The sequence below is a fragment of the Evansella sp. AB-rgal1 genome, assembly GCF_041820985.1.
Lineage (GTDB): Bacteria > Bacillota > Bacilli > Bacillales > Salisediminibacteriaceae > Evansella.
In genome coordinates, this window is sequence record NZ_JBGUAU010000020.1 from 1 (window position 1) to 24,155 (window position 24,155).

Below are 24,155 nucleotides of genomic sequence, written 5' to 3' on the forward strand. Positions count from 1 at the left end.
AAACTTCCCCTTATTTATCACTAACTAAGCAATATTCGTCAGTTTAAAGGAAAATTCTCCCCTTATTTTATACTTTAATGTTATTTGTATCTTGAAAATAAAGAAAGGCAACCTAATTCGGTCGCCAAAAAAGTATCCATTTATTATTATGAACCTGGTGCTGGGATGATTGTTGCCAACCAGAAGCTAATTACAGGAAGGAAGGCTATGATAAACAGAAGAAACATCCATGTTAAGCCTTTACGGTCAAATGCAGAACTAGCATCACGAACAAGTTCACTAAGTGGTGGTAATTTACTCATGCGTAACATCACAATTTCAAGCACTAAAAGTAGCACAGTAGCGACCGCAGATACGAGACAGAAAGGACAAATCGCTTCTATGACAAATAATTGTAAATACACGAAGAATGCAGAAGACATCACACCAATGATTGTGATCGGTGTTAATACTTTAAGCACGAAAGGATGACGTGTGTGAAACCACAAACCAGAAAGTACAAGAGTTGTAAGGTAATAGAATCCTCCCATTAAAGCTAGTGGAATCCCCATTACATACGCCCACTCACTCGTCATAACCGCCCAAGGTGTTCCAGTTACATCAAAGCTTGCCGGTAGTGGGAGTACCCAGAAATGAACTCCTGTTAAGAAAATACTCACAGCCCAACCAATTGCGGCAATCGCCGTAAAGATTGCAAATAATATTGGTACAGCACCCCCATATGAATGCGCGGCACCAATTGTTGTTTCTTGATTTACGTTTCTATCTAAATTTATTGTTCTTTCATGTACTATTTCCTTCAAAATAATCCCTCCACTCAAATTTAATACCCTGTGGGGTATATGGAAATTATATTATAGGGTGGGGGGTATGTCAAGTGTCTGCTTTTATGAAGAAAATTCCTTATATCCAGTGCGTAAAAACTTTAACGCAATTGGTGGTCGGAAAAGTTTTTCAAAACTGAAAAGCTCTAGTTGTGATTAGGGTCACTTAGTTCCATGATCAGAAGTGCTATACTCCATATATTGAGAAAGGTTATCATTTGAAACGGTGTCTAAAGATAAAGGGAGCGATAAAATGAGTGAAATCATAAACAACCGTGAACAGACGGGGTTGGATCAAAATGTGGAGCGCGTAGAATTACTAAAAGCGATATTTTGGGATATCTATAATAGGGGAAATGTAGAGGAAATAAGAGCTTTTGTTGATGAAAAATTGGGGAAAGTGACAGTAGAAGAAGTTGCCCAGCTCTCTCAGTATCAACGAGAAATGTTAGAAGAAAAAGATTTGCCCAAAAATGAAGTTCAAAGAATATCAGCAGATCATTTAAAGGTTTTGGAAGGGAAGATAATAGAAGTTCAACATCCTCAAGATATACCAGGACACCCTATTCATACCTTTCAAAGAGAGAACAGAGAAATAGAGAATTTACTACAAACGAAACTGATACCTCATAAAGAGGAGTTTGAAAAAGAAGATTCGCCAGCAAATATTTATCAACTAATTGATGACTGCAACCTCTTATATGATATTGACAAGCATTTTATAAGGAAAGAGCAACTATTGTTCCCGTACCTTGAAAAATATGGGATTAATGGTCCTTCCGTAAATATGTGGAGGCTTAATGACTATATACGTGATGCCATAAAGGAAGCGAAAAAGCTATTGAAGAACTATGCTGGGGAAAAAGAAAGTGTTCACAGTGTGTTGGATTCTATCGTTGAACAAGTAACTGCGATGATTTACAGAGAGGAGAATATTCTCTTTCCAATGTCCTTAAGTAATTTAACTGAGGATGAGTGGATAAAAATAGCCAATGAAAGTGATGAAATAGGATATTGTCTCACTGAACCAGCTGCAGTATGGAAGCCAGAAAGACGTAATGTCGATGCTAGTGCAATGACAGAAGGATATATCAAGCTAGAAACCGGTGTACTTTCACTAAAACAGTTGGAGCTAATGCTAAACCATTTACCAGTTGATATGACCTTTATCGACGAGAATGATATTGTTCGTTATTTTTCACATGGAAAGGAAAGAATATTTGCACGAACGAAGGCTGTAATTGGTCGCACGGTTCAAAATTGCCATCCACCAAAAAGTGCACATATAGTAGAAGCCTTACTAGACGATTTCAAATCAGGTAAAAAAGATAGTGAAGATTTTTATATTAAATTCAAAGATAAATACGTGTATATACGATATTTTGCAGTTCGGGATGAGAAGAATAACTATGTAGGTACCTTAGAGTTCACGCAAAATATTGACCCAATTCAAGCAATTGAAGGCGAAAAGCGGATATTATCATTATAGTTAGGAATTGCCTGACCACAGTGCCGTTATGTTATAGCGCACTTGTGGGTCAGGTTATTTTGTATTTGTGTGTTAGGAATAGTGAAGGAGTCTTAAAATAAGGAAAGGGGATTACCCAGTCTACAAACAACTGGACATAGTTCCCCTCTAACAGCTACCAGATTCTAAGGATGCATTACTTTTTTTCTAAAATAATATCTTCCTGCACTTTTCCGTTAAATCTATTGCTGTGAATACTCTCCCTATATCCATCGTATTGTTCATGCTTTTCTTCTTCCACTTTTCCATCGAAACATTTACAAGTTTCAAAACGTTTATTCATGTTGTCACTCCTTGCTCCTAGTTTTTGTTGTGTTACTGATCAGTGATCTATACCTCGCTATCACTCAGCGTTTAGTGTATTGCAGGATTGTTTGATATCGCGTTTCTTCAACCATTCCATACTTACTTATCTACAATTATAATTGATAGACAGGAGTGAGGAAGTGATGTAGGTCATGTTAGGGGTCTAATTTCAGCCAATAAAAATGCGAGGGAGCGAGTGAAAACAATATAAAATATCGTCACAATGGGTTCTAGCAGTAATTCGAATGGTGACAGTCATCTTATTAAAGTGTATGTTGACATGCAATTAATGGTAAACTAACTGTTAGGGGTTTTGTCGATAAATAGCAAATGAGGAGTTGGATAATATGAGTAATAACGAAGCAAGAACAGATTTACCTGAGAATTTCGATGAATTAAAGAAATCGATCAATAGAAATGCTAATTGGCGGGAACGAATGGATGCGGTGGAAGAGTTAGGGAAGTGGAAAGCGAGAGAGACGATTGAATTATTAAAGCATAGCATGTCAGGTGATTCTGTCTATAAAGTTCAGGAAGCAGCTTATCGTCAACTTCAAGCCTTAGGAGAACAGGTGACGAAGCCGGAACGAAAAGAAGGGGATGCTGTAAAAGACACGAAAAAAATCCTTGTTCGCATAAAAAAGAGCCTGCCTAAGGATCACTCTTATGAAGAATTCAAAGAAAAATTGAAAAAGATGAGAATTGATGTGTATGATACATATGAAGGAGATAAGGGTCCTGATTTTGATAAGTGGCTTGAGCAGTTGTGGTCTGAATTACGGACGAGACAATAGGAAAGCTTGAGTAGCTAGCGTCATTACGCAGATTACTTTAGTGCAGTCCAAACTGCATGGAATCCACCTCACAAACGAGTTTCCTAAGCGGAAATCATTTTTTTACAAGAAACAAAGCAGTAATAGAAATAATAAAAATGGGGTTATGGTATGAGTGAACGAAGTTTTGATAAGTATCAGTTAAGTGAGGAACTAAATCGCGCACTTTCGTTAATGAAATATGAAGTGCCAACAGAGGTTCAAGGGGAAGTAATTCCTCTAGCTATGAAAAAGGAAGATCTAGTAGTCAAATCTCAAACGGGTAGCGGAAAGACGGCAGCCTTTGGAATCCCTATTTGTGAAATGATGGAATGGGAGGAGCGAAAGCCCCAAGCGTTAATTCTCACACCAACAAGGGAGCTTGCCGTTCAAGTTCGCGAGGATATTGCGAATATTGGTAGGTTTAAGCGGATCAAAGCCTTGGCTGTTTATGGAAAAGAGCCATTTGCGAAACAAAAAGAAGAATTGAAACAAAGGAATCATGTTGTTGTTGGCACGCCTGGTCGGATAATGGACCATATAGAAAGAGAAACTTTAGCGTTGGATGAAATAAAGTATCTCATTATTGATGAAGCAGATGAGATGCTGAATATGGGTTTTATCAACGATATGGAAACGATAATGAAAGCACTTCCTGCTAACAGAGTGACGATGGTGTTTTCTGCAACGTTGCCGGAAGATGTGGAAAATCTTTGTCATAAATATATGAAAAATCCAAAGCATATTGAGATAGAGTCTACAGGGATTACAACTACTTCCATTGAACATCATTTGATGGAGGTGAACCCAAAAGGGAAGTTAGCGCTCCTTAAAGATATAACTGTAGTAGAGAATCCAGACAGTTGTATTATTTTCTGCAATACGAAAGAGCATGTGGATACGGTGTTTTCCGAACTAGAACGAGCTAATTATTCTTGTGAAAAACTTCATGGTGGATTAGAGCAAGAAGACCGGTTTTCCGTCATGGATGGTTTTAAGAGGGGGAATTTCCGTTATCTTGTGGCGACAGATGTTGCAGCTAGGGGAATTGATGTAGATAATGTAACGTTAGTCATTAACTATGACGTACCCATGGAAAAAGAAGGATATGTTCACCGAACAGGAAGAACGGGTCGATCTGGTAATAAAGGAAAAGCCATTACGTTTGCCACACCAAACGATGGGAAGTTCCTTAAAGCAATAGAGAAGTATATTGGTTTTTCCATACCTGACATGGAGGCACCTAGTGAGAAGGATGTTTATAGAGGAAAAGCTGCTTTTGAGGAAAAAATTAGTGGCCGTCGAGTCGTTCGTAATAATAAAACGGCACGGGTAAGTAAAGATATTATGAAGCTTCATTTCAATGGTGGGAAAAAGAAGAAGCTTCGACCAGTCGATTTTGTTGGAACGATTGCTAATATTCCTGGGGTGACTGCAGAGGATATTGGGATTATCACTGTCCAAGATATGTTGACGTACGTTGATATTCATAATGGAAAAGGTTCGTTAGTGTTAGAAGCAATGGAAAATACAACGATCAAAGGAAAGAAACTGAAGGTTAGTTTAGCGATTAAATAATGGAACTAGTCTAAGGCGTTAAAAAGGAGCTACCTACCTATGAGGTATTCACAACCGCAAATGAACAAACTGATTCAAAATAATAAAGAATTGCAACAAAAGTTAAAGGCGTTAATGGCTGAGCACGATCTGGAGAAAATTTATGCCGTTAAAGCGTTGTATCATGCTGAGGTTGCAGACGGAGGCAAATACCAGAAAGATTACCGAGCTCTCGATTAGATGGTTTGGCCTTATAAAGAGCCTGCCCCCAATGTGTTAAAACTTTACCGCATTTGGGGGTCAGCACTTTTACCCGATTAAACAAAAATCTATTACACCCAGCAAACCGATGATTACTTTCTTCATCCTCTACCTCCAAAACTACAAATCTATCTACCCTAGTATTATAAAATAGTAGTAATACTCTTTGGGAAACTTCAGGTGGGGAATGAAATCATTGACGGAACACTATGGGGGAACGAAAAGGTTTCATTGAACGGAGAAACAAGAGAGCTTGTGGAAGCATGCAAAAATTTAAGTATTAAACAGGTACCTACCATTACATTAACTACAAAAGGTGACTCCAGTTTAGGGAAGTTATCAGAACTAACTTTGCTAGGTTATAAGGACAGTCACACGTTTTTACCTAAGTATGAAGTGAGGTCCAGACTTCCATTAAATATCATCGCTAGGATATTAATTGATACATACATTATTTTAACCACTGAATGTTGAAGATCTTCCTCTACCAATGGAAAAAAGCAGTCGTATTTCTATCAAAAAAACGACTGCTTTTAATATGTGCTTGTCAGATCTTTTCTTACTGTGCAGCAAGGTCTCCCTTTTTTATATGATTATGGGAAAACAACACTTCTATAATATGTAAATTGGTGGAGTCTCTTCGAATTAATGGGGTACAGATGGCGTAGTGAATACCATTCAAATTTTATTTCTATCTAGTGAACTATTAATGAAACTCTTTTATTCTTTCTCCACTTCGATTGATAATATATCCTTCAATTAAGGAACCATCCTCACTGTTCAGATAAAAAATTGCTGTTGTTTCTACTCCCTGTAGCAACCTAACAAACCACACTTTTCCATTTGAATTTTCAATATCAGTAATCTTCTCCTTTTCTGTATCAATTAAATATGCATGGTCTAATAAAAATGAAGGGGTTTCAGTTTCTAAATAAGACTGCGAAATAGTTATTGCTTTCTCTTTCGAAATACTGTTTGCATCAATAGTTACTATTAATATAACAACTAGTAACCCAAAAACAATAACACTGCCCAATAAAATGTTTCGTTTAACAATGTTCATTTTATCCCCACCATCTTTTTTAGAACATGATACCTAACTTCCTTCATTTTCCATACAGACTAAATACCTAATTTTTCAGTATGAAAAATATTTTTAGAGAAAAGTAATGGATTTGCGAATATTGCAGTTTATTGGAACGAAGGAAGCAGGAGAACCGAACTGTCCCCTGCTTCCCTCTACTATATTAATGAATATCTTGGATCACTTTTTCGAGGAATTCACCCATTCGCTTAACGGCTGGCTCTGAAAAATCAAAACTTACTCCAGTTTCCTCATAAATAGCTGCGATGGATTGATTGTAGTCCGCACTTGCTCCCTTTTTAAAGGATTCGATAGCTTGATCTGGGTTTTCACGATAATTCTCAAGTAATTGTAGAGCCCCAAGCATCGAGATGGAGTACTCAATATTATAGAAAGGAACCTGGAAATAATGAAGAGTTCCTGCCCAACTCATCCCAATTTCCTCTTCAAGACCAGAAGTTTCCACAGGGTTTAAGCCAAAACGTTTGGAGATTTCATAAAACTTTTCATCACGTTCTTTTGCAGTATGATTAGGATTCGTGTACATCCAATGCTGGAAGAGATCCCCTGACAACGGGCCGAATAACATCGTAAATGCTCGTCTTAGCTCTTCACGCTGTGCACTCTTAAAATCTTCTGTTTCTGGATAAAAACGATCCAACTTATCCAATAAAAGTAACTCCATCCCATGAGAATATAGTTCCGCAACTTCCATGCGTTGTTGGTAGTCTTCCATAGGACCATGCTCGGAAAACTCGAGATACCCATTCACCGCATGCCCCATTTCATGGATCAATGCGATTAGAGAGAAAAAGGATGGACTAAAGTTCGCAAAAACAAAGGTTTCTCCGGAAACAGGTAAGGAAGTACAGAAACCACCTGGACTTTTTCCTTTCCGATCTCCTAGATCAAGTAACCCATGTTCTCTCATATAATCGAAACGGTCTCCAAAATAGGCGTCGGTGTTCGTTAACATATCAGAAACACCATCCATAAGAGTAGACACTTCGGAGTATGGTGGATTTTTCATCAGTTTAGCAGTGTTATCCCAAGGGCGATAGGTATCAACACCAAGCTTAGACTTGAAAACTTCTGCGAGACGATTCCAAGCTGGGATGATATGTTTCTCTACATTTTCATGAAAATCATAACAATCTTGGACGCTATACTCACGATTTTTCGCAACAAACATATAATCACGATAGTTATCAAAGCCAGCATTTAGGGCGATTTGATGGCGTAGTTGAACGAGTTCGTCCATGATAGCATCTATATCAGACTTAATCTGTTTATAGGCAGACATCATTGCGTAGTAAGCTTTTTCTCGCACGTCTCTATCCAGATGATCTAGCAGGGATTGGATAAACGGAAAAGGTTTCTCTTCGCCCTCCCATGTAACGGTTAAGCCTCCCATTATTTCACTATATTTCGTACTGAGCTCTTCTTCTTTTACCATTAAAGGGATGTTTTCTTCTCTGAAAAGTTTCACTTTGGACTCACGAACGCGTCGCATTAAGCCGTAACGCTTTTCATCTAATTGGTTAAAATAAGGAGACTCACAGCATTTCTCATTCAGTTTTGCTTTATACTTCATTAAAAGTGGTTGAATCATTTGCTGATCGTGAAGGTAAGTCGACTTGATGTCTGGATCCTCTGTGTTTCGGTAAAAATCGACCTGGTGACCTGTCATCGCTTCCGTGATTTTATCCATTACAATCTTTTCCTCTTTTAACCAATCTTCTAGGTCAGAAACGGATTCGATCGGAACATCGAGTAAACTTTGAATTTGAGCTTCTACTGCTGCTACATCTTGTAAATCAATTAATTCTTTATAGTAATTCTGACTTAAATCTTGTGTCATGATAAAACTTCCTTCCCCATTTTTATTTATCTCAATATAATTTTATAGAATCTTCGCTCGTAAATCTAGTTTTTTAGCGGGGAACCTTTTTGTGATCGTAAGAGGGCTTCTTAGATCTAATGGTTGTACCATGTTTGGCGGATTTAGTAGGAAAGGGCTGACCCAGAAGAACAGTACGCATTAATGTATCAGCGGGGCAAGTACTTTTTTCAGGGGGATTTTAGAAGTAGAATAGTGGAACAAACTGTGAAACAAGAAAATTTGAAAGGATAAGTGCCAGCCCCCTAGTGCTGGAATGTGTAGCATATTGAAAACTGGAACCAATCCTTTTTACATTACATATTATTACAAAAAAATAGAAACTGAGAACCGTTACCATTCGCCCTAAAGGAAATCCAACAAGTCAGCAAAAAAGCAATACCATTGTACTTGGCTAGTAGGATATAACTGGACATCTTTTTAATAATTAATCATATATATCAAATTAGCAATCTATCTATTAATGAGGAGATGGTCTTATTGGGAATAAAAGTTCCACTTAGTTTAGGTGTATTTTCCTATTTGTTGTCTTACCTTCCTTATCTACAGCCTTTTTTTCAAAAGACTTTAAGTTTTGCTGGCATTCTTATAGGGATAGCAGGACTTGTACTGATACAGAAGTGTAAAGGCTCAAACCTCACATATGCAATTATTGCATCGGTACTTTGTATTATAGGTGCTGCAGCATCTTTTGTAACATTTGGATATTTTTCAGCAAGATTGGCTATAGGGATACATGAAGTAAGTTCTCTACTGAAATAATAGTTCCTGAACCCCGATGTGTTAAAACGTTACCTCACTGGGCCTAGGAACTATTATTTAAAGGTAATATAAGGACAAGTGCCAGCCCCTGATGGGTTAAAGTTTTAATGCATCTGGGAACAGGCACTGTTTTTCTGTCGATCGCTATTTATTTCGTTTGTCGAAGGAAGCAGGAGAACCGTCCCCATTGCTTTCTTGGTCACCAGTGCGTTAATCTTCACCGCACTGGGAACCAGGCTACTTGTTTAATTTCAATACGAAAGTAGTATATGAGTATTATTAGTAGGCGATACCTACACGTGAATGTATATATTCGCTAGTTTTCATCTGTTTAAATGCAAATTCAGCTGTATCTGGTACGGATATTTTAACTCCATCCTCTGGCAAAAAATCTCGTTCTATACGATATTCGCCTATCCTTTCACCGTCTGGCAAGTAGGTAGGACAGACAATCGTCCATTCGAGTGTTGATTGTTTAAGCATATCGTAAACTTTATGATGTTCTTCGGCTGCACGAGTTGACTTACGCTTTGACTCACTTGATTGATAACGAAGAGAATGAGGCTTGGTTCTACTTTGCAGGATACCTGCAGTTCCAATAGTTATTATTCGTTTGATACTCTCATTTTCCATTGCTTCGATAATAAGTGGCATACTTTCTGATAAAGTGGTGGTACCATCCGTATTTAGTGCGCTGATAACAATATCACTCCCATGCATTGCACGTACTATATCCCCTTTATGTAAAACATTCCCTTGAATAATGGTTAAATTTTCATTATTTATTTGAACCTTCTCTGGAGTACGAACTAATACAGTCACATGATGTCCGTCTTCAAGAGCACGAGTTACTATATGACTTCCTACTCGTCCAGTTGCACCTAAAAGTAAAATATTCATCAGAATGAGCCTCCTTTATGAATATTCTACTTTAAAACTATATTATAGTCATATTCAGCGATGTATACCCCGAATGATATAGGTGAAAGCATAGAGTCGTTTACTGTACAGTTGATCGAAACTACTAAAAACAAGTGCCTGCAACAATCCATCTATTTCGCCCACCGAAAGAAGCAGGAGAACCGTCCCCACTGCTTCCTATTCTGTCATATAAATGACTTATTTCCTCGTTTTTCCTATATCTAATTATGGTAAAATTATCCTGATTATAATCGAGGGGGGAAACAATATGCAGCAATCAAAGCAGCATCATTTTGTTCCTACGGCAGCAAATGAGCGAATTGTCGTGCTTGATATTATTAGGGCTTTCGCACTTTTTGGCATTTTACTTGTCAACATGAGATTTTTCTCCACACCTGCCATTCAAGTTGATAGTATCGGTAGCTCTTCTAGTGGTAATTTGTTCGACATTGTAAGTACATGGTTTATCTTTATTTTTGCAGAAATTAAATTCGTTTCTATGTTTTCCATGTTATTCGGTATTGGATTTCTTTTGTTTATGGAACGGGGAGAAGAAAAGGGGATTCACGTAAAGAAGTTTTTTAAGCGGCGACTTCTCGTCCTACTCCTGTTTGGTCTTATCCATATTTTCTTTTTCTGGTACGGAGATATATTGACGTTCTATGCCCTGCTTGGCTTTCTTTTGCTCTTAATGAAGGGGAAACAGCCCCGTTCTTTAAAAAGGGCGGCTATCATTACTTGGAGTATTATAGTCACTTTCTTTTTTCTTATGGCTTCTTTTATGTACTTTGCTCAAATAGAGACCGCGCCAGCGCAACAGGTACTGATGAAAAACGAGGTTAATAGAGTAGTTGAGGTATATAGTCAAGGTACGTTCGTTGAAATTCTACAGCAACGAATGAATGACATTTCCATCATTGCTTTCGGTAATATTTTTCTTTTCGGAGTTATTCTAACCATGTTTTTCTTCGGAATGTATTTTTGGAAAACTGGTATTTTCACGAACACGGCAGAAAATCTGGACAGAATCCGTCGAATTGCAAAAACAATGTTATTAGTAGGTGTACTGGGCTTAATCCTTGCAAGCTTAGGAAAGCTTTTCATTGATGGTGCTAATTCTCCATGGTATTTCGTCCAGTATGGAGGGCTTTTCCTCAGTGGACCTTCCATTAGTATCTTCTATGTCATGAGTATATTGTTACTGCTCCAAAACAAGGACCGCTTGGCAAAAGCAACGACATTTTTACAGCCAGTAGGTAAGATGGCTCTGACGAACTATCTCATGCAAACACTCCTTTGCACGACTATTTTCTACAGCTACGGCCTGGGCTTATTCGGAAGTATTGGACCTTTCGGAGGCATTTTAATAACAGTAGGTATTTACTCCCTGCAAATTGTCTACAGTTATTTTTGGATGAAGCGGTTCCAATTTGGGACGATGGAGTGGCTATGGAGAAGACTGACCTATGGGAAAAATGCAGTGAAAGTCCAACGCCTGAAGAAAGCGCAATAGCATGCTTGCGCTGTAATGACAGCTGCCTGGTCGTAAAAAAGATGGGAGGATTTCAAAATGAGCGAAATAAAAACCGAAACTCTGACACAGGTTTTAAGTAAAATGCTAGGTGCAAAAATAGCCAGCGTAGATCTCCATTCCAAACAATTACATGGCGGTACAGTGGGTGATGTACACCTTGTAATGGGCAATGCCAAGACCACTGGCGGCGAGAAATTACCCTACAAAATAGTTTTAAAAACGCAGAAGAAATGGGAGCGCCACGACGATCCTTCCTCATGGCGCAGGGAATATGACTTTTATAAATCCAATTTCGGCGCTCTGTTTTCTGAAACATTCCGTTGGCCTGAATGTTATCACGTCGAAATGAACGAAGAAGAGAACGAAACGCACATATGGATGGAATATATCGACGGTATATCGGGTTTAGACTTGACTGGCGATATGTATGAACGTGCAGCCAAGGAATTAGGGCGGTTCCAAGGTAAGTTATTTGCCGAACAACCAACTTTTTTACAGGATATGACCAACCTTAGCAAAGTAAATTATATGAAGAACTTTTATCTCCGTTATCGGTCATGGAGTAGAGTGTACGATTATATTCGCTCTGACGATTGCGAAATCCCGAAACACATCTGTAACATGCTTATTGATATTGATGAAAGTGCAGAAGAAATATTTAACCGTATTGAAAAGCTACCCATCGTATTGTGTCACAGGGATTTTTGGGTGGAAAACATATTCCATTTAGACAGTAAAATCATTCTCATCGACTGGGATACTGCTGGGTGGGGCTATATAGGTGAAGATTTGGCAAGCCTTATCGCGGATGAAGCCGATATGGAACATATGGTGGAATACTATCATAGATGTATCCCGGCGTATTACAAGGGCTTTTCTGAATATGCGGATATTTCACACATAACAGATAACTGTGTTTATGAAATGATTTTGCTTATGTTCGGGTACAGACTTATAGAGTGGTATATGGACGAAGCAGGGGATGAAAACAATCTTCAAGAAGCGGAAGATAAAAGAACGCTCCACATCCATACCCTGCAAAAAATCTATGAGATACGGAAGGAACAATGATTGATAAATAGCCGGCAATTATTGGAGTTAAATATATTAAATCAAATTAAAGTCCGAAACGAGTGATCGTTTTGGATTTTTGCTTTGGGAGACTAATGGATAGTAGACGATAAAACTGCGTAATAAAATTTTATCTTAAGATGGTGTGACCAAACTATAATAATTATTAGGAAAGGGTGCTTGCGAGTGCAAGAATATGCTAATAAACAAGCCTTGATTGATGAAATTACCAAGAGAGCAAAGTTATTTATTGATGAATTCCGTTCTATTGATAATTTGGATAAAGATGTTTTTGTAGATGAAGTTAATAAAACGCCATCCCAAATGGTTGCTTACCAATTAGGATGGATAAATTTAATATTATCATGGGAACAAGATAATAAACATGGAAAAAATGTAATAACACCAACGCCAAATTATAAATGGAATAATCTTGGTGAACTTTATCAGAGTTTTTATGACAAGTATGCGGAGTATTCGCTTGAAACGATGATTGAGATTTTTAACCATGATGTTAATGAAATAATTCAATTAGTAGAAAGCTATAATGATAAAGAATTATTTGAACAAGGTGGTAGACAATGGGCTACTTCAACCCCTTCCAGTTGGCCAATTTGGAAATGGATTCATATAAATACAGTAGCACCATTTAAAACGTTTAGAGCTAAAGTTAGGAAGTGGAAAAAAATTAGAGGAATATAATTATTAATTTATCAACATTATCAAAATATCAAAACATGAATGCTGATACTGAAATAAGTTTTCAGTTTAAACAAGTAAAGCAAAATTGCTGAATAAGTAAGATAAGAAAATAACCGATCTGCTTGGCTCCTATTACAACGAAACTTACTCATATAGTAAACTAAAGACAAGTATCTGCCCCCGATGCTGTAAAGTTTCACACATTGGGGAACAGGCACTTTTTTCAGTCGCCCTTCATTTATTTCGCCCACCGAAGGAAGCAGGAGAACCGTCCCCACTGCTTCCACATATTTATAGAATAATAACCGTTTGCATGAATATTTATGTACCAACATAATTACTTTTATGGGGGGAGCCTATGCATTCTCTTTACACGAAAGCCACTTTCCAATCATTGGTAGACACTATTCTTCCACGGACTTATGATTTCAAGAAGAATCAATTTCAAATAATCCCAGGTGGTGTAGACTTCTCGATTGATGAATACATTATGTGGAACCTTGATGTACAATTATCCCCACGTTTAAATATAGACGATTCTTATTTTATTTTATCTACAGTTACTGCACAAACACTTGATATTGCCTCTATGCAGTTTCTACATTCGAACACAAATACTCCATACCACAATGACTATATTTTTCCTTACGGTGGATTATTTACTACCCTTTCTAGAATAGATCGTCTAAGAGTAATTATGTTTATAGAAAAACTTGACGTGGATTTAACTACCTTACCATTTCCTTACAAAAACAATCCTGGATTTACAATGAACTTGATGAATATTATAAATCTATCAACAATATTTGGATTCTATTCAGAGTGGTTCGGGTATGGGAATAGCCGCTTTTCTCCATCCGAAAACAGTCGATTGTTCTGCATCCCTCCTGGGTGGATTCAAACAGGTTATCCTGGACCGGCATTGGGATATCGCGATTTTCGTGGCTTTCTTTTGGAAATGGATTATATGGGGGGGATCAAATAAATGACAATACAGGATGTTATTATTATCGGAGCAGGCGGCGGTGGTGCAATTGCAGCAAAGGAACTTGGGGAAATGGGATTAAAGGTTTTATTGGTGGAAGCAGGACCTTGGTACGGAAACAAAAAATGGCCATTGCCAAATAAAGAGCAGGGTGAAAAGTACAGTGATACAACGGAAGATTTAGACATTCATTTATATCGAAGACAGTTCGATAAATTGGAATACAATATGAACGATTTAAATACAGGAAAGCTTCGTTGGGGTCCAGCTAACCGCAAGAAACCACCTTGGCTTCGTAACATGGCACACCGTAGCATTATTTGGCAAAACGCTGGTGTTGGAGGAACAACCTTGCATTATTGGGGAAACTGTCCAAGAGCTTATCCTGATTCAATAGACAATGTATGGCCTGTCTCTTATAGAGAGTTAATCCCTTATTATCAAAAGGTAGAAGCTACACTTCCAGTAAACTTTGCACCTATCACATCAAAGGAAGAGCTGTTTTACTATGGGGCAAAAAGAGCTGGGTGGAATCTGATTCCTAGCTTAGATGTTCATTCACCTGGTTATCGACCACAACCAAACGCGATTCTTCCGCCAAATGAAAATCTTGCAAATTCGAATTTTTCACTAGAACAGTTATCTTGGATGGAAGGCTGTACTATTTGTGGTCATTGTGTAAACGGCTGTCCTCATGGCCCAACTATAGAAAAAGTAGCGAAACGTTCGACACATGTTAGTTATATTCCTTTGGCTCTTAAGACAGGTAATGTAAGTGTTAGACCGAACACATTTACAATAAAAATTTTAACAGAAGATCACCCAGTAGAAGGGATTCGAGCAATTGGGATAAGAGTAAAAGATACATGGTCAGGGGAAACGGAGGAGCTTTTTGCTAAAACGATCATTATGGCTGCAGGTTGTGTAGAAACCCCTCGTCTCTGGTTAAATTCCAAGCTCCCTCAAAATTCATGGGTAGGGAGAGGAATGGTCAATCATTATTTTGATTGGGTTTCTGGAATATTTGATGAACGTCAATTAATGAACGTACTAGGAAGCCCTGAAACAAACCCTTTCGTTGGCCATAATTCAGGTGCTAGGCTTGACTATCCAGGTATTGGATGTATTCAGGTAGCAGGATTTAGCCCCGGTTTGACGGCAACCTTCACTTATGGATTCAGTGAATCGGGATATAACTTCTTCAATGACCCTTCTGATCGTTGGGATACACAAGGACGGATTGTCGGTCCTGATTTAAAAGAGGCTATGGCTAATTATCGCAAAACCCTAAGCATTCTTATTATTGCAGATGATGAAGTCGATCACAAAAATGGAATTACAGTCGACCCTTACATTAAGGATGAGAATGGTCCTATACCTGTTGTTAACTATACCCCTACGAGCAAAGCAAGGAAGAACCGAAAGAAACTAGTAGAAATAGCAATCGATATTTTAAAACAGTCGGGGGCTAGAAAAATAATTTGGTCAGATTGGCCTGCTACTAGTATTCATATAGAAAGCACCATGCGGATGGGATTCGTTGTTGATGCAGATTGTGAAGCATATCAAGTAAAACGACTTTTTATCGTAGACAATAGTGTTCATTATAACGGTATTGGAGGAGCGAACCCTACATTAACAACACAAGCTCTTGCAACTCGCACCTCGGAAAAAATTGTGGACAAATATTTCACCTGAAATAGGGATAGGGATAACGAGGGATAACGGGGATGGTTCCCTATCGTTTTTTGTGATAGTTGTAATAGATTTACTATAACGATTTGCTCAGAACATGTAGTAGAGTAAAAAACTGCAACTTACCCATATAAAACATAAAACATCGGAAATTGCGAAAAATCTGGAGTTATGCAGGATTGTTAGTGGAGAATAAAGAATAGTGGTTCATATTAACAAATATCCAGTGGGATAATATAGTTTGAAAAGAGGAAAGGAAATGTCTACTCCTATTCTAAATACTAAGCTTCATATGCCACACAATCCAACCAAACTAGTTCAGCGTCCTAGATTGATAGAGGTAATGGATGAGGGGTTGGGTGGAAAAGTTTCCCTTATATCTGCACCTGCTGGTTTTGGTAAAACAACTCTTGTATCAGAATGGATAAAGCATAGTAGTGTTTCTGTAGCGTGGTTATCTTTAGATGAAAAGGATAATGACATAACACAATTTATAACCTATTTAGTTGCATCATTAAGAACACTTAACGATGAATTACTGGAAGAATATTCAGAAGCAATTCAAAACCTGAACACTCTGGGAATAGAAGCAGTTTTAACAATAATCATTAATGAGATGGAGACTTTCCCCGAAAATTTTATACTTATATTGGACGATTATCATGTCATTCAAAATACATTGGTGAATGAATCTATTATTTATTTACTCCAACATATGCCAGCCAATATGCATTTAGTGATAACAACCCGAGAAGAACCATCTTTGCCGATCGCAAATCTTAGGGCCAGAAATCTAGTAAATGAGGTACGTGCAAATGATTTAAAATTTACGAATTTAGAAGCATCAGAGTTTCTTAATGGGGTAATGAGTCTGAACTTGACCGATAAGTATATTTCTATATTGGAGGCTCGTACGGAAGGGTGGATTGCAGGGTTACAGTTGGCCGCTATTTCAATGACAGGTCGCAAGGATATTGCAGGATTCATTGAATCCTTTACCGGAAACCACAATTTTATATCCGAATATCTATTAGAGGAAGTTCTGAAACAACTTGATCCGAATATACAATCATTTTTATTGCAAACCTCTATACTTAATCGTTTATGTGGTTCACTATGTGATTCGATTGTCTTAGACACGAATGCTTCTGGACAGAAAAATCTAGAATATCTTCAAAAGGTAAATTTATTTATTATTCCTCTGGATGATGAACAGGGATGGTATCGTTATCATCATCTGTTCGTTGATTTGCTTAGAAAAAGATTATTAAATGATTACTCCAATAATACGTTTAAAGAAGGTGGAGCTGTTGCTGCACTCCATATTCGTGCTAGTCAGTGGTTTGAAAGGAACGGTCTGACAAGTGAAGCTATTTACCATGCATTGGCTGCAAAGGATTATGAAAGAGCTTCTAGCTTAATAGAGTTATCATGGTCAGGTATGGACAAAAGCCTACAGGCAGCTACCTGGCTTAGTTGGGTGAAAATGCTACCGGATGAAATGATTAAAAATAGACCAGTTCTTAGTGTCGGATATGCATGGGCTCTTCTTGACACCGGTGAAATGGAGGAATCAGAACAAAGACTTCAAGATGCTGAAAAGTGCTTGGAAAGATTATCATATGATCAAAAAGAGGGTGAAGAGAACCTACAGGATATTGTTGTTTTTGATCATGAAGAGTTTAGTATTCTACCTGCTACAATTGCAACAGCACGTACATACTATGCGGTAGTTCAGGGTGATATGGAAGCAACAATAATGTATGCACAAGAAGCATTAGATTTCATTCCCAAAAATAGTGATAGGAAAGGTATCGCTAAGGTATTGTTAGGCTTAGCAAGATGGGCTAAGGGTGAATTGGAGGCTGCATATACTACTATCACAAATAGCTCTATGTCTCATTCGACGTTGGCAGTTGTTTTAGCAGATATAAGGGTGGAACAAGGCAAGCTTTATGAGGCAATGAGGTTATATGAGAAAGGGTTACAGACTTCTATTAAGGGCAAGGGAATAATGAATATTACTACCGCAAGTCATTACTTAGGTCTAAGTAAATTGAAGCTTATGATGGGTAATTTAGATGAAGCTGAAAGTTATCTTCAACAGAGCCTAGAGGAGGGTGAAAAAAGAGCCTTACCAAATTGGCGGTATCATTGGTACCTTCAACAGGGGAGGTTAATGGAGAGTCGTGGTGAATGGGAAAAAGCTCTTGATAATTTTAACGAAGCTGAAAAGTATTATATTATGGGACCTCTACCTGATATACAACCACTAAATGCATTAAAGGTTAAGACGCTATTAAAAAAGGGTAACATATACCAGGCAGAGGAATGCATAAGGAAGCATTATCAAGCTTTTGAAAAAGAACCATGTTATCTTCAAGAGTTTACGTGTTTTACATTGGTCAGAATTAAAATTGCGTCCTTTAGACAACATGGACATAGAAAATCCTTATTGGAAGCAGTTAAATTGCTAGAAGCATTACTGCTAGAAGCTAATAGAGATAATAGATTAGGAAGTATAGTGGAAATTCATATTTTACAAGTTATTGTTTATGAGGCTATGGATGATATTGAGTCAGCAAAGATATGCCTTAAAAAAGCAATTATTATGGCAGAGCCTGAGGGGTACTTTCAGGTTTTTGTGGATGAAGGGCTACCTATTTACAAGTTATTATCGGAACACATAGTCTATGAATCGAATCCAGATTTTGCAAGTAGACTACGATTGGCAATAGAAGCATCTTCTTCTAAGTTGCCCCATGGATTGATGGAACCATTAAGTGAACGTGAACTAGAGGTATTAAAGCTAATTGCTGAAGGCCTCTCCAATCAAGAAATTGGTGAAAGACTGTTTTTAGCATTAAGTACAGTGAAGGGGTATAATCAGAATATATTTGGGAAACTCCAAGTTAAAAGAAGAACGGAAGCTGTTGGGAGAGCTCGTGAGTTGCGATTATTATAATTATTAGTTGCTAATTTTGGTACCTCTTTTTTGAGGTACCTTGTTTTAGTACATAGGGGAATTTCATATATTTCTATGAATAGGATTTGAATGAAAAGTACCTTTCTTAGTACTAAAGTATCTAAAAAAAATGATGTCACTTTATATATGATGATAAAGGAAACTATACAAAAAGGGGGCACACTATGACAATTCTTGTAGTGGGAGCAACTGGTGCAACGGGTCAATTAGTCGTCAAACAATTACTAGATTGTGGAGAGGAAGTAAGAGTAATTGTCCGTTTTCCAGAAAAATTATCAGAAACAACGTTATCTCATAAAAACATATCTGTCATAACTGTTACGAATATTTTACAACTAAGCGAGCGAGAAATGAGAGAATATGTGAAAGATTGTGATGCTGTAATCTCCTGTCTTGGTCATAACCTAACTTTTAAAGGAATCTTTGGACCTCCTTTTACACTTGTAACGGATGTAACTAAACTCATTTGTCATGCTATTAAAGAAAATAAGCCACAAAGAACAATGAAGTATATTCTTATGAACTCAACAGGGAATAGTAATAAAAATCTTAGAGAAACAGTATCCTTGGTCGAAAAATTTGTTCTGGGGATTATTAGATTACTAGTACCGCCACAAAGAGACAATGAAAAAGCAGCTGAATATTTGCGAAGTGAAATTGGCCAAGATAATCAAGATATAGAATGGATCGCAGTTAGACCTGATAGTTTAATAAATGTAAATGAAGTAACGAAGTATTCTATATTTCCTTCCCCTATCAGAAGTGCTATTTTTAATCCAGGAAAAACGAGTAGGATGAATGTGGCTCATTTTATGTCAGAATTAATTAGCAAAAAAAAATTGTGGGAGAAATGGAAAGGGCAAATGCCTGTTATTTATAATGATGATCCAGAAGAAGGGGGAGGAAATACATGAAAGCAATTCTATGCAAAAAAGCGGGTTCACCAGATGTACTGAAATTGGTAGAAATCAAGAAACATAAAGCAAAACCAAAGGAACTATGTGTGAAAGTGTATGCCTCCTCTGTTACAAGAGGAGATGTAATATTACGTAAGATACCGCGCTTTATTCTATTCCCTATTGGATTAATGTTTGGATTTAAAGCCATGCAGGTACCTGGAGTTGAGTTCGCTGGCGAGGTTGAAGATATTGGAGAAAATGTTAATGATTTTAAAAAGGGAGATCAAGTATTTGGAACTACAACTGGATTAAGATTTGGAGGTAATGCTCAATATGTATGTGTTCCAGAAAAATCAAAAACAGGAGTTGTTACAACAAAGCCTGAGAACATAACTTATTCTGATGCCACTGTCATTCCAGTTGGAGGCATGACAGCATTGTATCTATTACGAAAAGGAAAGATAAAAAAAGATCAGAATGTTCTTATCTATGGAGCATCAGGATCGGTAGGTTCCTATGCAGTTCAACTTGCTAAGTTTCATGCAGCTAAAGTAACCGCTGTATGTAGTACAAATAATATAGATTTAGTAAGATCAATGGGAGCTGATGAAATAATAGATTATACGAAGGAAGTATTTCCAAAGAGAGGAACTGAGTATGATATTATATTTGATGCTGTAGGTAAGATATCGAAGTCACGATGTAAAAATATCTTAGTGAAGAATGGAACTTATATATCTGTAAAATCGTCCACAAAGGAAAAATTAGAAGACTTGTTATTCCTTAAAGAGTTGGTTCAAGCAGGCAAAATAAAACCGATTATTGATAGGGAGTATACATTAGAACAGGTTGGAGATGCTCACAGATATGTAGAGAAAGGGCACAAAAAGGGCAATGTTGTCATCACGGTTGAACATAACTAGAAAGTTGCCCCATGGGAGTTAAAACTGTACCACAATGGGTAGCCTCTTTTTCTAAGCTATGCTAGGTCAAATCACTAGCCCCTTTTTCTTTGCGTCCGCATCCAATCCGGCACCTATCGCTAAACCAATGGATAACCCTAATGGTATACCTAGTGCAATATTATCAAATACTGTCAAACCAAAAACAACACCCAAACTCATCCCAATGGACATATAGATACTTAAGTAATAACCCTCTGCTACGACTTTGTGTTTCTTCTCCAGGTGAGACAGTGCATTCTTTAAGATGCTTCTATGCACCTTTACATCCGATTCGTCTATGACGGATCCAATGCTATTCAGCTTCATTACATGATTCTCCAGATTGGTAAATTGTTGCTGGCATTCCTCGCATTCCTCACCAAAAGAAAATAGTTTTTCACCGGTAAGACCCCATTTTTTCAACTGAAGTTTCTTGCTGGTTATCTTATCTAGTCGATCATCCATTTCCTCAATAATCTCGAGTAATACTTCCAATCGCTTTTTATCCATATAAATTCCTCCAGAATAATACTTATATGAAATACGGAAAGGGGCTATGATAAGTTTCAAAAAGGGACAGACCACTTCTAAGTGACTCTGGTAATGAATAATAGTGCCTACCCGCCAGTGCGTAAAAACTTTATCGCATTGGGGAGAGGTACCTTAAATATCAAGAACCGACACCGTTTACCTAGATTATGCATTTGCGCGGCTGAAGCTAATTGTTGCCAATATGACAAGTACGATCATGAAGACGACCAGAAACAAAATTTGTTCAAACATGATAACGGAGCGACCAAATACCTCCAAATTTAGTCCCATGGCTTCCACGATCATAGGTGAAAGTTGATCTACATCCACCATAATTTTTTTCATTAAATCCACGCCATATGTTACGGGATTAATTTTTACAAGGAAATCCATCCAATCGGGCATATTATTGATTGGAAATAATGCTCCTGATAGGAAAATCATAGGCATGACAAGCACTTGTACTAATAGTTGGAACCCTTGTGAGGATTTCAAAACACTAGCAATCAATAAGCCTAGAGAAGAGAAAGCACATGCCATTAAAAACATTACTGGTATTAGTTGAAGAATGGAAATAAAGTCCACCCTCACCCCAATAAAAGGAACTAACACAAACATTAACAGCCCCTGCATAAGTGCAACTGTCGAAGATCCAAGGACATTTCCGATGGCAATGTTTACCCTTGAGATAGGCGATACGAGAATCTCCCGCATATAACCGAACTCCTTATCCTGAATAACGGATAAGGAAGAAAAAATAGATGTCATGAGTAATGTCATGGAAACAATCCCTGGAAAAATAAACTCAATGTAATTAAAGTTTGGATCTCCGCCTGGCCCTGCCAAGAGTGCTTCCATCGAACCACCCATTCCGCCTCCAAAAATAATTAAAAATAAAATTGGCATGGAAAAGGAGCCAAATAATCTTGCTCGATCACGGAAAAACTTAATGATATCACGCTGCCAAATTGCAATAATTCCTTCCATTGTACATCCCTCCCTACGACATCCGTTTCATTTGTTGTTTAAATTGATCAGCCTTAGAAGCCTCTTCTTCTCGAATATCTCTTCCTGTAAAAGTCAGGAATACATCGTTTAAAGTAGGCTTGCGAATATTCAAGCTTGTAATGGGAGTATCCAATTTTTTAATAAAGTCAGAAATAAATTCATCACTATTGGCAACCTTTAAGCGGATAATCTTATCTTTCACGGAAACCTCCAGACACTCCACTTTCTCTTCTATTTCCTTTAGTGCAATGGTATTATCTTTTGTTGTGATTTCAATAATGTCCCCGCCAACTTGAGCTTTCAATTGGTTAGGTGTATCTATCGCAATGATTTCGCCGTGATCCATAATGGCAATTCGATCGCTGATTTCTGCTTCGTCAAGATAATGTGTAGTTAAAAACATCGTGATGCCTTCTTTTTCCTTCAGTTTTAAAATATATTCCCAAATATGAGCGCGAGTTTGTGGATCCAGTCCAACCGTGGGTTCATCCAAAAACAGAACTTTAGGATAATGTAACAGCCCCCTTGCAATTTCCAGTCTCCGCTTCATACCTCCTGAGAATTTTTCAACAAGTATTTGTTTTTTATCCACAAGGTCCACAATCTCTAATACTTCTTGTATACGTTCTTCTCGAAGCTTTTTAGGTACCTTGTAAAATTTGCAGTGAAGCATTAAATTCTCTTTTGCTGTCAACTTTTCGTCCAATGTGTTTTCCTGAAAAATAATACCTATGCTCTTACGAACTTCGTCTTTTTGTTTTATTACATCGAAATCATTGATGATGATTTCCCCACCACTGGAAGACAACATGGTACAAAGCATATTAATAGTCGTACTCTTCCCAGCCCCGTTAGGCCCTAAGAAACCAAAAATTTCTCCTTTTGTTACGTCAAAGGAAATGCCTTTTACCGCTTGGAAATCCTTAAATGATTTTTTAAGGTTTTTCACTTGAATCATGTTAGCTCACCTACATTTCGGTTAAAATAGTTATTAGTTCATAACAATATAGTTATTATATTATAACTATTTGTGTTCAGTCAATGAACGTTTTGATATAATTAGTTTTACTAAAAAATCGGAGGCAGTAGTATGAGGAACAGAAAAATTGAAAATATCGCCAGTTTTTTTCTTTCTTTTTTTCCAGTGATAAAGAAGAAAATCTTTCCACCGGTGGACAATCTTCATAAAAAGGAAATATCTCCAACGCACTTTGCCATCTTGATGTTACTGGAGGAGGCAGGAAAGCTTCCCACGACAGAGATAGGAAAAAGATTGTTAATCTTAAAATCTAATCTTACACCACTGATTAATAAGTTAATTGCAAAGGATTTAGTGGAAAGGGAAGCGGCCGATCACGACCGCAGGATCATGTATATTCAGTTAACAGACCATGGAAGACAATTTTTGAAGAGTGAAATAAACGCTCTACATAAAGACGTGGAAAAACGACTGGAGGATTTAGATGAAGATGACATTAATAAACTATATGATGCCATAAAGACCATTAACGAAGTGATGAAAAAGCTATGATTAGCAAGTGCAGCAAAGAGGAAAAGGTAACCAAACCTATTTTTGTATTTGATAAATTAGATTTGAGCCACATTATAAGAGTTTGATCACATAAAAATGAGCCACCCAATTTCCAATTTCACTACCCTCTCTTATGATAGAAAGTGACCAAACTATCTACATCAAGAGAGGCAGAAAAAAAGGTTTATTGATATGGCTCGATACCATCGTATCATATATTTGACTATGAAATATCAAATTTACGCGTTTTACTTTTTACCTAGATCATAAGGAATACCATACATATGTGGGGAGAGTGGTACTTATGGACAATG

Annotated in this window: 23 protein-coding genes; 15 read left to right on the plus strand and 8 right to left on the minus strand. The window is 37.4% G+C overall.

Going from position 1 to position 24,155, the window contains the following annotated elements:
- Positions 1-146: 146 nt before the first annotated feature.
- On the minus strand, positions 147-803 hold the full coding sequence (locus tag ACERII_RS16740; protein WP_373643877.1) for a vitamin K epoxide reductase family protein: 657 nt from the start codon (positions 801-803) through the stop codon (positions 147-149).
- A 274-nt stretch (positions 804-1,077) separates the two neighbouring features.
- Here ACERII_RS16740 and ACERII_RS16745 point away from each other — a divergent pair, with 274 nt between their 5' ends.
- A complete protein-coding gene (locus ACERII_RS16745; RefSeq protein ID WP_373643878.1) occupies positions 1,078-2,313 on the plus strand; it encodes a DUF438 domain-containing protein in 1,236 nt (411 codons plus the stop codon).
- Between the two features lie 175 nt (positions 2,314-2,488).
- Here ACERII_RS16745 and ACERII_RS16750 read toward each other — a convergent pair whose 3' ends face one another.
- A complete protein-coding gene (locus ACERII_RS16750; protein WP_373643879.1) occupies positions 2,489-2,635 on the minus strand; it encodes a hypothetical protein in 147 nt (48 codons plus the stop codon).
- A 370-nt stretch (positions 2,636-3,005) separates the two neighbouring features.
- Here ACERII_RS16750 and ACERII_RS16755 point away from each other — a divergent pair, with 370 nt between their 5' ends.
- From ACERII_RS16755 to ACERII_RS16770, 4 genes are all read left to right on the plus strand, one after another.
- Positions 3,006-3,452, plus strand: a complete 447-nt coding sequence (locus tag ACERII_RS16755; RefSeq protein WP_373643880.1) for a HEAT repeat domain-containing protein — start codon at positions 3,006-3,008, stop codon at positions 3,450-3,452.
- 150 nt (positions 3,453-3,602) lie between these two features.
- Positions 3,603-5,048, plus strand: coding sequence for a DEAD/DEAH box helicase (locus ACERII_RS16760; RefSeq protein ID WP_373643881.1), 1,446 nt, complete (start codon positions 3,603-3,605; stop codon positions 5,046-5,048).
- Positions 5,049-5,087: 39 nt separating this feature from the next.
- Complete coding sequence (locus tag ACERII_RS16765; RefSeq protein ID WP_013487767.1) at positions 5,088-5,267, plus strand: hypothetical protein; 180 nt, start codon at positions 5,088-5,090, stop codon at positions 5,265-5,267.
- A 201-nt stretch (positions 5,268-5,468) separates the two neighbouring features.
- Positions 5,469-5,762 (plus strand): phosphoheptose isomerase family protein, encoded by a 294-nt coding sequence (locus ACERII_RS16770; RefSeq protein WP_373643882.1) that lies wholly within the window; start codon positions 5,469-5,471, stop codon positions 5,760-5,762.
- A 232-nt stretch (positions 5,763-5,994) separates the two neighbouring features.
- Here the strand turns inward: ACERII_RS16770 and ACERII_RS16775 are convergent, their stop codons facing one another.
- Positions 5,995-6,351, minus strand: coding sequence for a hypothetical protein (locus tag ACERII_RS16775; RefSeq protein WP_373643883.1), 357 nt, complete (start codon positions 6,349-6,351; stop codon positions 5,995-5,997).
- Positions 6,352-6,535: 184 nt separating this feature from the next.
- The gene (locus ACERII_RS16780; protein ID WP_373643884.1) at positions 6,536-8,233 is read right to left on the minus strand and encodes a M3 family oligoendopeptidase; all 1,698 of its coding nucleotides are present in this window, start codon (positions 8,231-8,233) and stop codon (positions 6,536-6,538) included.
- Positions 8,234-8,752: 519 nt separating this feature from the next.
- Here ACERII_RS16780 and ACERII_RS16785 point away from each other — a divergent pair.
- Positions 8,753-9,034 (plus strand): hypothetical protein, encoded by a 282-nt coding sequence (locus tag ACERII_RS16785; RefSeq protein ID WP_373643885.1) that lies wholly within the window; start codon positions 8,753-8,755, stop codon positions 9,032-9,034.
- Between the two features lie 279 nt (positions 9,035-9,313).
- Here ACERII_RS16785 and ACERII_RS16790 read toward each other — a convergent pair whose 3' ends face one another.
- Complete coding sequence (locus ACERII_RS16790; protein WP_373643886.1) at positions 9,314-9,934, minus strand: NAD(P)-dependent oxidoreductase; 621 nt, start codon at positions 9,932-9,934, stop codon at positions 9,314-9,316.
- A 289-nt stretch (positions 9,935-10,223) separates the two neighbouring features.
- Here ACERII_RS16790 and ACERII_RS16795 point away from each other — a divergent pair, with 289 nt between their 5' ends.
- From ACERII_RS16795 to ACERII_RS16830, 8 genes are all read left to right on the plus strand, one after another.
- On the plus strand, positions 10,224-11,468 hold the full coding sequence (locus ACERII_RS16795) for a DUF418 domain-containing protein (protein WP_373643887.1): 1,245 nt from the start codon (positions 10,224-10,226) through the stop codon (positions 11,466-11,468).
- Between the two features lie 57 nt (positions 11,469-11,525).
- Entirely contained in the window at positions 11,526-12,560 is a 1,035-nt protein-coding gene (locus tag ACERII_RS16800; protein WP_373643888.1) for an aminoglycoside phosphotransferase family protein, read from the plus strand.
- 186 nt (positions 12,561-12,746) lie between these two features.
- A complete protein-coding gene (locus ACERII_RS16805; protein WP_373643889.1) occupies positions 12,747-13,262 on the plus strand; it encodes a ClbS/DfsB family four-helix bundle protein in 516 nt (171 codons plus the stop codon).
- A gap of 358 nt (positions 13,263-13,620) precedes the next feature.
- Complete coding sequence (locus ACERII_RS16810; protein WP_373643890.1) at positions 13,621-14,247, plus strand: hypothetical protein; 627 nt, start codon at positions 13,621-13,623, stop codon at positions 14,245-14,247.
- Entirely contained in the window at positions 14,248-15,945 is a 1,698-nt protein-coding gene (locus tag ACERII_RS16815) for a GMC family oxidoreductase N-terminal domain-containing protein (RefSeq protein WP_373643892.1), read from the plus strand.
- A 256-nt stretch (positions 15,946-16,201) separates the two neighbouring features.
- Complete coding sequence (locus ACERII_RS16820) at positions 16,202-18,907, plus strand: winged helix-turn-helix domain-containing protein (RefSeq protein ID WP_373643893.1); 2,706 nt, start codon at positions 16,202-16,204, stop codon at positions 18,905-18,907.
- A gap of 185 nt (positions 18,908-19,092) precedes the next feature.
- Positions 19,093-19,842 carry an NAD(P)-dependent oxidoreductase gene (locus ACERII_RS16825; protein ID WP_373643894.1) on the plus strand — a complete coding sequence of 250 codons (750 nt, stop codon included), beginning with the start codon at positions 19,093-19,095 and terminating at the stop codon, positions 19,840-19,842.
- Positions 19,839-20,750 (plus strand): NAD(P)-dependent alcohol dehydrogenase, encoded by a 912-nt coding sequence (locus tag ACERII_RS16830; RefSeq protein WP_373643895.1) that lies wholly within the window; start codon positions 19,839-19,841, stop codon positions 20,748-20,750. Before ACERII_RS16825 ends, ACERII_RS16830 begins: the two co-directional genes overlap by 4 nt.
- Positions 20,751-20,816: 66 nt before the next feature.
- On the opposite strand, the gene ACERII_RS16835 is transcribed toward ACERII_RS16830, so the two are convergent.
- The 3 genes from ACERII_RS16835 to ACERII_RS16845 all read right to left on the minus strand — a co-directional run bounded on the left by ACERII_RS16835 (position 20,817) and on the right by ACERII_RS16845 (position 23,268).
- On the minus strand, positions 20,817-21,281 hold the full coding sequence (locus ACERII_RS16835) for a glycine zipper domain-containing protein (protein ID WP_373643896.1): 465 nt from the start codon (positions 21,279-21,281) through the stop codon (positions 20,817-20,819).
- Positions 21,282-21,467: 186 nt separating this feature from the next.
- Entirely contained in the window at positions 21,468-22,289 is an 822-nt protein-coding gene (locus ACERII_RS16840) for an ABC transporter permease (protein WP_373643897.1), read from the minus strand.
- A 13-nt stretch (positions 22,290-22,302) separates the two neighbouring features.
- Positions 22,303-23,268 carry an ATP-binding cassette domain-containing protein gene (locus tag ACERII_RS16845; RefSeq protein WP_373643898.1) on the minus strand — a complete coding sequence of 322 codons (966 nt, stop codon included), beginning with the start codon at positions 23,266-23,268 and terminating at the stop codon, positions 22,303-22,305.
- A gap of 132 nt (positions 23,269-23,400) precedes the next feature.
- Between ACERII_RS16845 and ACERII_RS16850 the strand changes: the two genes are divergently transcribed.
- On the plus strand, positions 23,401-23,841 hold the full coding sequence (locus ACERII_RS16850) for a MarR family winged helix-turn-helix transcriptional regulator (protein WP_373643899.1): 441 nt from the start codon (positions 23,401-23,403) through the stop codon (positions 23,839-23,841).
- Positions 23,842-24,155 lie beyond the last annotated feature (314 nt).